Here is a 14,166-nt window from a genome sequence, read left to right as displayed (position 1 = left end):
CGGCGGTCAGGCGGCGGAGGTGACGGTCCTGCCCACCTCCACGTTCGCACGCTCGAGGTCGCCGGCGAAGTCCACCTCCACGACGAAGAACTCGGAGATGTCCAACGCCAGAACCCGCATCCCGGCCACCGCGATCGCGGTCTCGATGCCGCGTTCGAAGTAGTCGGTGTCGGAACAGCCCTCCAGGTGCTCGACCAGCGCCGCCCGGTCGGACGACGCGACGTAGTTGATCCCGACGGCCTCCCCGAGGCCGTCGATCACCGATTTTGACAGCTCCAGAACGTATCCGTCGACGGTGGCGGTGTACTTCACCTCTTCTTCACCCACAGCTTCCGTGTTGACACACACGAAGCTCCGGTCGGCCTCGATCACGGGCGAGATCCGCTCGAGCAGCCGCGGGTCGAACACGACGTCGCCGTTGAGCCAGAGCACGCCGCCGGGCGCCCCCACCCGCAGCGCGCGCAGCAGGCTCTTGGCGGTGTTGGTGTGCTCGTAGCGCTCGTTGTATGCGAAGACCGCCTGCGGTGCGGCGGCCATGACCTCCTCGGCGTGGAACCCGACGACGATCGTCACGCGCACACGCTCGCCGAACACCTGGTTCAGGTTCTCCAGCTGCCGGTGCAGGATGCTGCGCCCGTCGGCAAGCGGGGTCAGCGGCTTGGGGTGCGGCATGCCGAGCCGGGTGCCCATGCCGGCGGCCAGGATCACGACGTGCAGGTGGTCGGTCATGCCGTCACTCCCTCGGAGGTGGTGGGGTCGGACTCCAGCGCGCCGAGCGACCGGTCGCGGGTCGCCACGGCGTCGTCGACGGCAGCGAGGAAGCGGGTCGTGCTCTCCCCCGGAGCGAGGTCGCCGAAGTAGGTGGCGCGGGCGGCCTGCCGCGCCGCGTGGTGGACGTCGTGGGCCAGGCGGTCGGCGAGCGTGCCGGGGAGCGCGGCCAGGGTCGCCGAGTCGATCACGTCCGCGCACCGGCTGATAGGGGCGTTCGCGTGCAGCCTCGCCCGGTCGTCGTGCCGGTCGGCGATCAGCACGGGCGCGTCGCCACGCAGGTACAGGAAGTCCAGCCCGACCGAGGACACGTCGGTGACCATCAGGTCGACCGCGGGGAACACGCCGAGGATGTCGCCGCCGACGAGCACCTCGTGGCCCGGCTGCCGCTCGAGCATCCGCACGATCGCCCGGTGCGCCTCGGCCATCGCCGGCAGCGGGCTGATCACGACCCGGGGATGCGGCTTGTAGACCACGCGGGCACCCGGGACCGACAGGGCCGCGGCGACGATGGCCGGGCCGAACACATCGACCGAGGTGTAGTTGTTGGACGCGTTCTCGCCCTCCCAGGTGGGTGCGTAGAGGATCGTGGGCCGCTCGCTGGGGGCCAGCAGGGGCTCGGGGCGCAGGTCCAGCTGGGGGCGGCCGACCCGCACGAGCTTGGTCTCGTCGAACTCGATCAGGGCGGCGCGGTGCCGGCGGACCGCCGCCTCGCCGGCGACGAACACCCGGTCGTAGGCCTTGACCTGGTTGGAGACCATGCAGACCTTGTCGCTCTCGCCGTGGTTCACGTGCACGTGGAGCATCCGGCGCTGGGTCAGCGCGTGGAAGTTGTGCACGGAGTTGTTGACGTAGAGGCACACCTTGACCTCGCTCGCCTCGAACAGGCCGACGAGGTCGGGGAAGGCGGGCGCGAGCACGCGGCGCAGCCCGGTCAGCCGCGCCAGCTCGGCGTAGGTCGCCTGGTTGCGGGTGACGATCACCACCGGGTGGAGCTCGTCGAGCAGCTCGAACACCGGTAACCACTGCTGGAGCTGGTAGAGCTTGCGCGGGTCGTCGGCGAAGTAGACGGCCACCGTGCCGGGCACCGGCTCGCCCGGGGTGTAGCCCGCGGGCAGCGGACCGCCTGGGGTGTCCAGCAGCCGGCGCTGGTCGCCACCGGCCTTCCTACGCCTGCCGAACGAGAGCACGCGGCGACTCCAGATGCGCATGGGCGGGGGTACCGCCTGGTGGGTGGGGGTGCGCCGCTGCGATGAACACGGGCCGCGCGGATCCATCTTCGCGCCTGCCACACCCGTAGGCCAAGTCCCGGACGCCGCAGAGAAACCTTATGTTTACCCACCCGGCCGCCGAGCGGCTGCCAGGATGAGCCGGTGACGCCTGAGCCCACCGGGATCGCCACCTGGTCCACACCGGAATGGATGGCAGGGGCGGTGTCCTGGATGGACACCGAACTGGCCGCGGCCGGCCTGCGCAGAACCGGACCGGTCACCCAACCCCACCTGCGTGCCTGGAGCACGGTTCTCACCGCGCCCACCGGGCAGGGCCCGGTGTGGCTCAAGGCACCAGGGCCGCGCGCGGTGTTCGAGGTCCCACTCTACGAGCTGCTCGGAAGGGTGGTGCCCGACCGCGTGCTGACCCCGATCGCGGTGGACCTCGACCGCGGCTGGCTGCTGCTGCCCGACGGCGGTCCGACGCTGCACGCGGCCGGCGCGGGCGACGCCGAGCTGGCCGAGATGCTGCCTCGGTACGGCCAGCTCCAGCGGGACCTGGCCGGCGAGGTCGACGCCCTGCTCGCCATCGGCCTCACCGACATGCGTGCCTCCGCGATGCCGGCGCGGTTCGAGGAGGCACTCGAGGTGGCTCGCCGGCTGACGGCGGACGAGGAGGACCGGGCCGCGGTCGAGGCGGTGGCGGCGCTGCGGCCCGAGTTCACCGAGTGGTGCCATCGCCTGGCGGCCTCACCCGTGCCGTCGAGCCTGGACCACAACGACCTGCACACGGCAAACATCTTCGCCGATGGAACGCGGTTCTACGACTGGGGCGACGCGGTGGTGGCGCACTCGTTCGCGAGCATGCTCGTCGCGCTGAACTTCGCGGCGGACGTGCCCCGCCTGCGCGATGCCTACCTCGAGCCGTTCACGGACCTCGCGCCCCGCGCCGAGCTGGTCGCGGAGGTCGAGCTGGCCTGCCGGGTGAGCAAGGCGGCCCGCGCACTGGTCTGGGAACGTGCGCTCGCCGCCGACCCGACCGGCTTCGAGCGCGCCCCGCTGCTCACGCTGCTCGCCGTCGGCGACCCGAGCTGGCTGACGCTCGGAGCCTGAGGCGACGGGGGACGCGCGAGGCCTGACCAGGGACGTGCCAGGATGCGCGCGTGAGTGGTGAGATCCGGATCGCGGCGCGGGAGGACCTGCCGGCGCTGCCGGAGGTCGAGCGCGCGGCCGGCGAGGCGTTCCGCGAGCTGGGTATGGCCGCGGTCGCCGACGACGACCTCCCGTCGCTCGCCGAGCTGGCCGGCTACCAGCGGGACGGGCGGGCCTGGGTGCACCTCGAGGACGGCCGGCCGGTCGGGTACCTGCTGGTGGCGGTGGTCGACGGACATGCCCACGTCGAGCAGGTGTCGGTGCACCCCGACCACGCGCGCCGGGGGATCGGCCGGCGGCTGCTCGAGGCCGCACGCCGGTGGGCGGTCGAACAGGGCCTCACCAAGCTGTCCCTCACCACCTTCGCCGAGGTGCCGTGGAACGGGCCGTACTATGCGCGGCTCGGGTTCTCGGTCCTCCCGGAGGACCGGTGGGGGCCGGGGCTGCGTGCGATCCGCGCGGCCGAAGCGGCTCGAGGGCTGGATTCCTGGCCCCGGGTCGTGATGAGCACAGAAGTCGGGGATGACCATAGGTGGTTGATTGAACACGAATAGTAGTAAGGGTTTGGCCGGACCACGAAGGGGATATCCGATGCCAGGAACTGACCGCAGGACGCGGGTTTCGATCCCGTGCGCCCGGGGTACTCAGCCGCGCATGTGGCTACACACGTGTGCGGGGCAGGTGACGCGATGAGCTCCGAGGCGTTTCAGGAGGACAGCCCTGGTCCACGAGGGTTCTCGGTCGACGTCGAGGACCACGGCGAGACGGTGGTGCTGAACGTGGTCGGTGAGGTGGACCTGGTGACGGCTCCCGTACTCGAGGAGTCGATCACGACCGTTCTCGCCCGCAACCCCGAGATGGTCGTCGTCGACCTCACCGAGGTCGGCTTCCTGGCCTCAGTGGGCATGAGCGTGCTGATCGGCTGCAACGAGCAGGCCGGGGACGACACGCGGTTCCGCCTGGTCGCGTCGGGCGCGTCGACCTTCCGGCCGATGGAGCTGACCGGCGTCGCCGACGTCATCCAGATCTTCCCCACCCGTGAACAGGCAATGACGGAGGATTGAGAATTGTCGTGCCTCGTGACAACTCCCACGTGACATTAGAGCACCGGAGGCGGAAAGGTGGGGACTGGCGGAGTGAACTCCGGGCAGCAGCAACTCGATGACGTCCGCGAGGGTGACCTCCACTTCCGAGTACCCGCCGCCCCCGCGCGACTCACCAGCCTGCGGCACGCCCTCGCCGAGTGGGCGGAGCGCAGCGGCCTGTCGCGCGAGGACCGCGAGGCACTGGTTCTCGCCAGTTACGAAGCCATGGCCAACAGCGTCGAGCACGCCTATGCGGGGCAATTGCAGGGCGTGCTCGACCTGCGTGCCGTCCGGGACCCCCAGCTCGGTCGGGTCGTCGTCACGGTGACCGACTACGGGCAGTGGAAGCAACCGCCGAGGAACCCCGGCACCCGCGGCCGTGGTCTGCCGCTGATCCGTGGCCTCACGCCGACCGCGGAGATCACGACGTCGGAGCAGGGCACGACCGTGGCGATGTCGTGGCCCATCACGGAGCCCGAGCACTAGAGTCCACTATAGACTTAACGGCCCCGGTTGCTCGTCCCGCGATCGGGTAACCCTCTTCTCGCACCGCCATTAATGCCGGCGGTCCGAGGCGGAGGAGTGTGTGATGAAAGCCGTCGCATGGCACGGCAAGCGGGACGTCCGGGTGGACACCGTCCCCGACCCGAAGATCGAGGAACCGACCGACGCGATCATCCGGGTGACCAGCACCGGGATCTGCGGTTCGGACCTGCACCTGTACGAGGTACTCGGGTCGTTCATCGACGAGGGCGACATCCTCGGCCACGAGCCGATGGGTGTGGTCGAGGAGGTCGGCCCTGAGGCCGGCCGGCTCAAGCCCGGCGACCGGGTCGTCGTTCCGTTCAACATCTCCTGCGGGCACTGCTTCATGTGTGGCCAGGGGCTGCAGAGCCAGTGCGAGACCACCCAGGTACGCGACCGCGGCAAGGGTGCCGCTCTGCTCGGCTACACCAAGCTCTACGGACAGGTTCCCGGCGGTCAGGCCGAGTACCTGCGGGTCCCGCAGGCCCACTACGGCCCGATCACGGTGCCGGACGGCCCGCCGGACGAGCGGTTCGTCTACCTGTCCGACGTGCTGCCGACGGCGTGGCAGGCCGTCGCGTACGCCGACGTCCCGGCCGGCGGCAGCGTCGCGGTGTTCGGCCTCGGCCCGATCGGCCAGATGTGCTGCCGGATCGCCAGGCACCTGGGCGCGGAGACCGTGATCGGCGTCGACCTGGTGCCAGAACGCCTGGCGCTGGCGGCGAAGTACGGGGTGACGCCGGTGAACCTGAACGAGTCCGGCGAGGTGGGCGACGCGATCCGCGAGCTGACCAGCGGACGCGGTGCCGACGCCGTGATCGACGCGGTGGGCATGGAGGCGCACGGGTCGCCCGGAGGCAAGCTCGCGCAGCAGATGACCACCCTGCTGCCCAAGGCGCTCGCCGCGAAGATGACCGAGAAGGCCGGCGTGGACCGGCTCGGCGCGCTGTTCGCCTCGATCGACGCGGTGCGCCGCGGCGGCACGATCTCCCTGTCCGGCGTGTACGGCGGGATGGTGGACCCCATCCCCATGATGGAGCTGTTCGACAAGCAGATCCAGCTGCGCATGGGCCAGGCCAACGTGCGGCGCTGGGTCGACGAGATCCTGCCGCTGGTGACCGGGGACGGCGACCCGCTCGGCGTCGAGGACCTGGCCACCCACCGGCTGCCGCTCAGCGAGGCCCCGCACGGCTACGAGATCTTCCAGCAGAAGCAGGACGGCGCCATCAAGGTGCTCCTGCTGCCCTGAGTGGTTCACCGCCGGCAGGGCGGGTACGTCCAGGCCATGACCGACGCACCCGCCCTGCTCGGGGTCTACCTCAACGACCACCTCGCCGGCGCGACCGCCGGCATGGAGCTGTCCCGGCGCCTGGCCAGGAACGAGGGGAACTGGGCCGGAGAGCTGACCCGGATCGCGGAGGAGATCGCCGAGGACCGGGCGGCCCTGCAGGACCTGATGCGGACGCTGGGCGTGCAGACCCAGCTGTACAAGCCGTGGCTGGCCTGGATCGGCGAGAAGGCGACACGGCTCAAGCCGAACCGTCGGTTCGCCTCCCGCTCCCCCCTGAGCCGGGTGATCGAGCTGGAGACCATGCGGCTGGGGGTCCTCGGCAAGGGCATGGCGTGGCGTGCGCTTCGCGAGGCCGGGGACCCGCGGCTGCCGGCCGAGCGGCTGGAGCGGCTCATCGAGCGGGCCGACCGACAGGCCGACGAGCTGGAGAAGCTGCGTCAACGTGCCGCAGCCGAGGTCTTCGGCCGGTGAGGACAGGACAGAACGCCGGCCGGCCCGGTGTGGGGAACACGCCTCGGGCCGGCCGCGATCTGTTCGCGGTCGCTACTTGCCGAACCGGCGCCGCTTGCCCGAGTCGTCGTCGGGCCAGGTACCGGTGACCTTGCGGTAGCCGATGGCGCCGCTGCGGTCGAGGGCCGCGCGGACCAGTCCGAAGATCGCGCCCTGGACACCCGCCGCGAGCAGGATCTCGCCCCAGCCGCGCCTGCGGTCGGTCGGCTCGGGAGCCTCGCGGTCTCCCGTGACCGCCTCCCACACCTTGCCGAACACGGCGCTGGCCGCGACCCCGCCGAGAACACCGATCAGGGTGCCGACCGGCTTGTAGATCAGCTTGTGCTTGTTCACACGTCCTCCCATCCTCGCCGAACACATACCCCAGGAGGCTCCGCCCTACCCATCCCGGCGCCGGGTTTCGCCGCGGGGGAGGCCGGGTAGGCCGGGCACCGCCTCATGTCGATGGGACACGACCCCCTCAAGCCGGCCTGAGTACGGCCAGGCGGGAGGGGCACCCCCGGGGCCCTTCCCGCCTACTCCGAACGGACCATCACCCAGGTCTGAAACTTCCTCACATTCCTGCGAACGCCGCGTGTACCTGACGGTTGGCCCAGCACCACGGGTGCCGTTCGGCCGATTGTGACGCATTTGCAAATCAAAAACATCCCCGCAGGTATGCGATTTCGCATTTGCGGTTCGTATACACGCCGTCTCCCAAAGTAAGCACCGTTTCCCAATTGATTCTCGCCGGTTCGACCATGGCTCCGTTCGGCCGATTCGTCGCCCACGACGCCGCTGTAGCGTCCTGTGGCCGAGAAGTTGACCAGGGAAAGGCGTGTGCGATGAGCGGGTTCCACCAGTTTTTCCAGCGTGATTCCGCCCGTTTAGCCGCCCTTTAGTGGCGCCACCGTGAACCACGTCTTCGTCTTCCCCACATCCTCGGGCCAGCGGCGGTTGTGGCTGCTCGACCAACTCCTACCGGGTAGCCCCGCCCACAACATCGGCTGGCGGATCACGGTCAGCGGTCCGCTGGACCCAGGCCGGCTCACCGAGGCACTGCGGGCGCTCATCGCGCGGCACGAGGCGCTGCGGACCACGTTCGGCGCGACCGACGGGATCCCGACGCAGGTCGTCGCCCCGCGGGCGCACGTGCCGGTCGTGGCGATCCAACCGTCCCAGGTGGACAGGTTGGTCCGCGCCCCGTTCGACCTCGCGGCAGGACCGCTGCTGCGGGCCGGTCTGGTCCGCCACCACGCCGAGGCGCACGAGCTGGTCCTGGTGGTGCACCACGCCGTGGTCGACCGCTGGTCCTGCGCGGTGCTGTTCGACGAGCTGACCCGGTACTACGCCGGCGAACGCCTTCCCGAGCCGGCGCTGCAGTACCCGGACTACGCGGTCTGGCAGCGGGAGCAGGTCGAGGCGAACGGCTTCGCCCAGGCGGCACGACACTGGACGAGGGAGCTGGCCGGAGTCCCCACCGTCCTGCGGTTGCCGACCGACCGCCCGCACACCGCGGCTCGCGGGCGCGGGGCCGAGCTGGTGACCGAGCTCGAGCCGGCGCCCGGCGCATCGTTCGGCGAGCTGCTCGCGGTGTACCAGGCCGTCCTGCACCGGCTGTCCGGGCAGGACAAGTTCCTCGTCGCCACCCCCGTCCCGGGCCGCACCCGACCGGAGACCGAACACCTGGTCGGCTTCCTCGCCAACACCCTCGCGCTGCCGGCGCGGATCTCCCCGGACACCACCGTCGCCGAGCTCGCCGCGAACACCCAGCGCACCGTCCAGCTCGCGCTCGCCAACCAGGACCTGCCGTTCGAACAGCTGGTGGACCTGCTGGCACCGCAGCGCGGAGCGACCCGCACACCGCTCGTGCAGACCATGTTCGCGGTCGAGCCCCGGCCCGAACCGTTGACCGCGAACGGGGTGACGTTCGCCCCGGAGCCGCTGCCCAACGGCGGTTCGGCCTTCGACCTGCTCCTGACCGTCGAACCGGGACCGGACCGGTGGCGGGCGAGGTGGAGCTACGACGTCGACCTGTTCGACGAGGTGAGCGTTGCCGGGTTCGCCGGGACCTACGCGGTGGCCCTACGTGCCGCGATGGCCGACCCGCACCGGCCGGTGGCCGAGCTGCCGCTGACCAGCGCCCGTCCGCCGGCCGTCCCGGTGCGGACCGGCGGCCCGCTCCGGGTCGACCTGCGCCGCTTCGGGGACGCACCCGCGGTCTGCGGGCCGGACGGGGCGTTGACCTACGCGGAGCTGGACGAGCGGGCCAACCGGCTGGCCGAGCTGTTGCGCGGCAACGGGGTGGGGCCGGACGTACCGGTCGCGCTGTGCCTGGCCCGCGGCACCGCCGTACCGCTCGCCATCCTCGCCACCTGGCGGGCCGGCGGCGGTCACGTCCCGCTGGATCCCACCTGGCCGGCGGAGCGGCTCAGCGCGATGGCCGCCGACGCCGGGGCACCGGTCCTGCTCACCCACCGGGCAGCCGGCGTGGAGCTGCCCGGTCCCTGGCGGGTGATCGACCTGGACAGCATCGACCTGGACAGCATCGACCTCACCGAGGTGCCCGGGACGCCGCCCGAGCCGCCCCCGACGGCACTCGCCTACCTGCTGTTCACCTCCGGCTCCACCGGGCGCCCCAAGGGCGTCGAGGTGACCAGGGGCGGTGTGGCGAACCTGCTGTCGCACCTGGACGAGCTGCTCGACCTGACGCCCGCGGACCGCGTCGCCTCGATCAACACGCCCTCGTTCGACATGTCGGTCGTGGAGATGATCGCCCCGCTGCTGCGCGGCGCGTCGGTCACCCTGCTCGCCGCGCACGACGTCGGTGACGGTCACCGGCTGCGCGAGCGGCTGGTCGAGAGCGGCGCGACAGTCGTCCAGGGCACGCCGTCGGCGTGGCGCTCGCTGGTCGCCGCCGGCGGGGTTCCCACCCGGGTGCGGCTGCGGATCACCGGCGGCGAGCCGCTCACCCGGGAGCTGGCCGACGCCCTGCGCGGCGACGGCGCCGAGCTGATCGACGGGTACGGCCCGACCGAGACCACCGTCTACTCCGCCGCCGGCCGCGTCCCGCCGGCCCCGCACCCGATCCGGCTCGGCCCGGCGGTCGCGAACACCACCCTGTACGTGCTCGACCGCGCGATGCGACCGGTGCCGGACGGGGTGATCGGCGAGCTGCACATCGGGGGGGCGGGTGTGGCCAGGGGCTACCGGAACCTGCCCGGGCAGACCGCGGAGCGGTTCCGGCCCGACCCCTTCTCCGCGACGCCGGGAGCCCGGCTCTACGCCACCGGCGACCTGGTGCGCCGCCGGCACGGCCGGCTGGAGTTCCTCGGCCGCGCCGACCGCCAGGTGAAGGTGCGCGGGCACCGGGTCGAGCTCGGCGAGATCGAGGCCGCGCTGCGGGCGCACGACTCGGTGCGCGACGCGGCCGTGACGACGTGGACGACCGGCGACGCCGCGGTGCGGCTGGTCGCCTACCTGGTGCCCCGTCGCCGGGTGGGTGCCGCCGAGCTGCGGCCCTGGCTGGCCCGCCGGCTGCCCGACCACATGCAGCCCGACCGCTACGTCTCGCTGGAGGCGCTGCCGACGACGCCGAACGGCAAGATCGACCATGCCGCGCTGCCCGAACCGGCCTGGACCAAAGACCGCACCCGGACCGTCCCGCCGCGCACGGACACCGAACGGCGACTGGCCACCATCTGGCGCGAGGTGCTCAGCCTCGGGCCGGGGACCCCCATCGGCGTACATGACGACTTCTTCGCGCTCGGGGGGCACTCGCTGACCGCGACGCGGCTGATCGCCCGGATCCGCCGCGGGCTCGCGGTCGACCTCTCCCTGTCCACCTTGTTCACCGCGCCCACGATCGCCGGGCTGGCGGCCTCGATGGCGACCGGTCGAGCCGGGCGACGCTCGCCGAGGCCCGGGAGCAGGTCCTGGACGATCCGATGATCGTTCTCACGCTGCGTGACCGGGTTGAGCCATTCAGGTAGACAACGTTCGGTGCCCTGTTCCCCCGCCGCCCGGCCCCTAGGGTTCCGGTGTCGGCCTGTTGGAGTTGGGGAGCGAGCGAGGCGGGCGATGGGTCGTCGGGCTGGGTTTCGCAAGGTGCTCGCTGTTCGGGAGTTCCGTGCCCTCTGGGCCGCGGACCTGCTGTCGGTCACCGGGGACCAGCTCGCCCGAGTCGGCCTGGCCGTGCTCGTCTACGCGCAGAGCTCCTCGGCGAGCCTGACCGCGCTCGCCTACGCCCTCACGTTCCTCCCCGCGCTGGTCGGCGGCGCCCTGCTGGGCTGGCTGGCCGACCGCTTCCCGCGCCGCGAGCTGATGGTCGTCGTCGACCTCCTCCGCGCCGGGATCGCCGCGGCGATGGCCGTCCCGAGCCTGCCGTTACCGGTGCTGCTGGTGCTGGTTGTCCTGGTGACCCTGGGCGGCGCGCCGGTCAAGGCCGCGCAGCAGGCGCTGCTCCCCACCGTGCTCACCGGCCAGCGGTACCTGCTGGGGCTCACCCTGCGCACGATCACCAACCAGGCCGCCCAGGTCGCCGGGTTCCTCGGCGGCGGCGCACTGCTGGTGGTGCTCGACCCGCACGTGGCGCTCGGCCTGAACGCGGCGACCTTCGCGCTCGGCGCCGCCGTGCTCCTGGTCGGCGTCGCCCACCGCCCCGCCGCGCGCACCGGCAGGTCGTCGCGCTCGCCCGGAGCCGTCACGCTGATCTGGCGGGACCCGGTCCTGCGGGCCCTGACCGCGTTGTCCTGGCTGGTCGGCCTGTTCGTCGTGCCGGAGGCGCTGGCCGCCCCCTACGCCGCCGGACTTGGCGTGACGGCAGCGGCAGTGGGCCTGCTGATGGCCGCGGACCCGGTCGGCAGCATCGTGGGTGCGTGGTTGGTCAGCCGGGTTCCGCCGGCCAACCGAACCTCGGCCACCGTCGTGTTCGCGGTGGCCGCGGGCCTGCCGCTGCTGGCCTGCCTCACCGGGCCGCCGCTCGCGCTGGTCGTGGTGCTGTGGGCGCTGTCCGGGGCGTGCACCACCGCGTACCTGGTCCTCGCGCAGGCCGCGTTCGTCCTCGGGGTGCCCGACTACCGGCGCGGAGCGGCCTCCGGACTCGTCGGCGCGGGCGTGCTGTCCTCGCAGGGAGTCGCCGTCCTCGGCGCGGGCCTGGTCGCCGACGCCACCGGCCCGGTCGTCGCCGTGGCCGCGGGCGGTGCGCTCGGGGTGCTGCTCTGCGGTGTCGTCGGGGTGTCGTTGCTTCGCGCCCGTTCCCGCCGGGCGGGTTCGCCCGCCCGCACGGGAGGGCGCGAAGACGACGGCACCGATCATTATGAGATGCTCACCAGTCCTTGTTCATCGTTGGTACCTCCTCCCACAGGGAGTGCCGCCGAGCACGGCAAGGGAAGCGCTGACCGGAACGAAAGGCTCACCAGTCCTTGTTCACCACTGACACCTCCTCCCAACAGGACAGCCGCGGACCGCGGCGCGGGAAGCGCTGAGGCGGAACGAAAGGGTCACCAGTCCTTGTTCATCGTTGGCACCTCCTCCCGGCAGGACAGCCGCCGACTGCGGCGACGGGGGTGCTGATCAGGTGGTTCTCGCCCGATCAGCGCGATCAGCATCCCCGGACGCCGATCACCGGTCCAGGTCGCCCTCGCGCTGGGCACTGTGGAGGGAGCCCGCGCCGGTGCTCACTCTCATCCTCGTGGTGGAGCTCACCGCGGTCGCGGTGACGGCGCTGCTCTCCCGGCAGGCGGTGGTCACCACCGCCGACCTGACCGCGCTCGGCATCATCGTGGGGCTCGGTCTGCTCATGGGTGAGCTGACCCGGCACGTCGAGCGGGTCCGCCGCCGGTTCAACGACACCCCGCACGTCAACCTGACCTCGGTCTGGACGTTCTCCGCCGCGCTGGTACTCCCGCCGGCGCTGACCCCGGCCGTGGTCGGCGCCCTCTACCTGCACCTGTTCTGGCGCAGCTGGTACCGGGTGCGCGGGGTGCGGGCCTACCGGCTGGTGTTCACCGCCTCGACCGTGGCGCTCGCGGCGCACACCGGCTGGCTGGTGCGGGAGCTGGTCGCCCCGGCCGGCCCGGACCAGTGGGACCGCCCGGTGACGGTGGTCGCGGTGGCCCTGGCCGTGCTGGCCTACTCCGCGGTCAACTCCGGCCTGGTCGCGGCCGCGATCACCCTGCACGAGCGTCGGCTGGACCTGCGGCGGGCGCTGGGCACCGGCAAGGAGAACGCGCTGGAGTACGGCACGCTCGGGCTCGGCGCGATCACCGCGCTGCTGATCTCGTTCAACCCGGCCTGGGCGCTGATGGTCGTGCCGGCCCTGCTCGTGCTGCACCGCAGCGTGCTGATGCGCCAGCTGGAGGAGGCGGCCTCGACCGACCAGAAGACCGGCCTCGCCAACGCGACGGCGTGGACGACGCTGGCGACCGCGGAGATCCAGCGAGCGGCGCGGGACGGCAGCCAGGTCGGCGTGCTGATGGTCGACCTCGACCGGTTCAAGGCCGTCAACGACGCACACGGGCACCTGGTCGGCGATCGGGTGCTGCAGGCCGTCGCGGACACGCTGACCGCCTGTGCCAGACGCTACGACGTGGTCGGGCGCTGGGGTGGCGAGGAGTTCGTGATGCTCTGCCCCGAGGTCGACGCGGAGGCCCTGCGGGCGATCGGCGAGCGCGTCTGTGAGCGGGTGCGCGAGCTGCGGGTGCCGATCTCGGAGACCGGCGGCGGCGCCGTCGACCGGTTGAGCGTCTCCGTCGGCGTCGCCTGTTACCCGGAGTTCGGGCCCGAGCTGCAGGACGTCCTGCTCGCCGCGGACGACGCGTTGTTCGTGGCCAAGGACTCCGGCCGGAACCAGGTGCAGACGATCGTCGCGGCGATCGGCGACGTGGGCGCGCCCCGGGCCCCGAGCACCGGCTCGTGACCCGGGGCGCCTCCCCGGCCCCTCCCCCCGTCAGAGGTCCAGCATCCACCGGTCCACGTAGCCCGAGTCGCCGAGCTGGGTGTCGCGCACGCGCAGCTGCCAGACGCCGTTGGCGTTCTCGGCGGACAGGTTGCGGGTGAACCGCTGGTCGATGTTGTCCGCGGTGCCGCCGGTGTGGCTGAGCAGCGGGTAGACCGTCCCGTCCGGGGCGACCAGCTCGACCACCAGCTGTCCGCGTGCGCTGTGCCGGACGTGGATCTCGATGATGCTCGCGGTCGAGGCCTTGCCGACACAGCCGGTGACGTTCACCGTGCTGACCGCCTGGGTCAGGTCCCTGATCCGCACGTCGGCGACGTTGGCCACCGGCGGGCACACGGCCTTGGCGACCGTCCAGGTGAACGTCGTCGTGGCGATCTTCCTGGCGGCGTCGGTAGCCGTCGCGAAGACCGTCCAGGTGCCCGTGACAGTCGGCGTACCGGAGATCAGGCCGGCCGTGTTGATCGTCAGGCCGGTCGGGAGCCCGTTCGCCTTCCAGGTGTACGGGGTGGTGCCGCCGGTCGCCGTGAGCTGGAGCGACGCCGTGGTGCCGAGGACCGTCGAGCGGGCACCGGGGTTGGCCACGACCAGCGCCGGTGGGAGCGGCTTGGGTGCCGGGGGCGGCGTCACGGTGGCGGGGCCGGTGTACAGCAGGCGGTTGGGTGAGCCGGCGCCGGCACTGGTGACCTT

General features: G+C 72.0%; 13 protein-coding genes. 9 read left to right on the top strand and 4 right to left on the bottom strand.

Annotated elements, in window-relative coordinates; genetic code table 11:
* Positions 1–6: 6 nt before the first annotated feature.
* Both BU204_RS23015 and BU204_RS23010 read right to left on the bottom strand, forming a co-directional pair.
* Positions 7–729: a phosphocholine cytidylyltransferase family protein gene (locus BU204_RS23015; RefSeq protein ID WP_075127813.1), complete on the bottom strand. Its 723-nt coding sequence runs from the start codon at positions 727–729 to the stop codon at positions 7–9.
* A complete protein-coding gene (locus BU204_RS23010; protein ID WP_158073497.1) occupies positions 726–1,979 on the bottom strand; it encodes a CDP-glycerol glycerophosphotransferase family protein in 1,254 nt (417 codons plus the stop codon). The genes BU204_RS23015 and BU204_RS23010 overlap by 4 nt, the downstream gene beginning before the upstream one ends.
* Before the next feature lie 162 nt (positions 1,980–2,141).
* On the opposite strand from BU204_RS23010, the gene BU204_RS23005 reads away from it, so the two are divergent.
* From BU204_RS23005 to BU204_RS22980, 6 genes are all read left to right on the top strand, one after another.
* Entirely contained in the window at positions 2,142–3,092 is a 951-nt protein-coding gene (locus BU204_RS23005) for a phosphotransferase (RefSeq protein ID WP_075127811.1), read from the top strand.
* Positions 3,093–3,142: 50 nt separating this feature from the next.
* Positions 3,143–3,685 (top strand): GNAT family N-acetyltransferase, encoded by a 543-nt coding sequence (locus tag BU204_RS23000; RefSeq protein WP_233160505.1) that lies wholly within the window; start codon positions 3,143–3,145, stop codon positions 3,683–3,685.
* Between the two features lie 135 nt (positions 3,686–3,820).
* Entirely contained in the window at positions 3,821–4,195 is a 375-nt protein-coding gene (locus BU204_RS22995; protein WP_075127810.1) for an STAS domain-containing protein, read from the top strand.
* A 72-nt stretch (positions 4,196–4,267) separates the two neighbouring features.
* Positions 4,268–4,702: an ATP-binding protein gene (locus tag BU204_RS22990; RefSeq protein ID WP_075127809.1), complete on the top strand. Its 435-nt coding sequence runs from the start codon at positions 4,268–4,270 to the stop codon at positions 4,700–4,702.
* A 103-nt stretch (positions 4,703–4,805) separates the two neighbouring features.
* Complete coding sequence (locus BU204_RS22985; protein ID WP_075127808.1) at positions 4,806–5,990, top strand: zinc-dependent alcohol dehydrogenase; 1,185 nt, start codon at positions 4,806–4,808, stop codon at positions 5,988–5,990.
* Positions 5,991–6,026: 36 nt separating this feature from the next.
* Positions 6,027–6,503 (top strand): hypothetical protein, encoded by a 477-nt coding sequence (locus BU204_RS22980; RefSeq protein WP_075127886.1) that lies wholly within the window; start codon positions 6,027–6,029, stop codon positions 6,501–6,503.
* A 72-nt stretch (positions 6,504–6,575) separates the two neighbouring features.
* Here the strand turns inward: BU204_RS22980 and BU204_RS22975 are convergent, their stop codons facing one another.
* Positions 6,576–6,875, bottom strand: a complete 300-nt coding sequence (locus BU204_RS22975; RefSeq protein ID WP_332888586.1) for a DUF4235 domain-containing protein — start codon at positions 6,873–6,875, stop codon at positions 6,576–6,578.
* A 558-nt stretch (positions 6,876–7,433) separates the two neighbouring features.
* On the opposite strand from BU204_RS22975, the gene BU204_RS22970 reads away from it, so the two are divergent.
* The 3 genes from BU204_RS22970 to BU204_RS22960 all read left to right on the top strand — a co-directional run bounded on the left by BU204_RS22970 (position 7,434) and on the right by BU204_RS22960 (position 13,440).
* Positions 7,434–10,472 carry a non-ribosomal peptide synthetase gene (locus BU204_RS22970; RefSeq protein WP_075127806.1) on the top strand — a complete coding sequence of 1,013 codons (3,039 nt, stop codon included), beginning with the start codon at positions 7,434–7,436 and terminating at the stop codon, positions 10,470–10,472.
* A 156-nt stretch (positions 10,473–10,628) separates the two neighbouring features.
* Positions 10,629–12,095: an MFS transporter gene (locus BU204_RS22965; protein WP_075127805.1), complete on the top strand. Its 1,467-nt coding sequence runs from the start codon at positions 10,629–10,631 to the stop codon at positions 12,093–12,095.
* Between the two features lie 100 nt (positions 12,096–12,195).
* On the top strand, positions 12,196–13,440 hold the full coding sequence (locus BU204_RS22960) for a GGDEF domain-containing protein (RefSeq protein ID WP_083661543.1): 1,245 nt from the start codon (positions 12,196–12,198) through the stop codon (positions 13,438–13,440).
* Between the two features lie 30 nt (positions 13,441–13,470).
* Here BU204_RS22960 and BU204_RS22955 read toward each other — a convergent pair.
* A partial coding sequence (locus tag BU204_RS22955) for a proprotein convertase P-domain-containing protein (protein WP_198942968.1) occupies positions 13,471–14,166 on the bottom strand: 696 nt, incomplete at its 5' end.

Source organism: Actinophytocola xanthii, from assembly GCF_001921205.1.
In the GTDB taxonomy this organism is placed as follows: domain Bacteria; phylum Actinomycetota; class Actinomycetes; order Mycobacteriales; family Pseudonocardiaceae; genus Actinophytocola; species Actinophytocola xanthii.
This window is presented reverse-complemented; position numbering and strand designations above follow the sequence as displayed.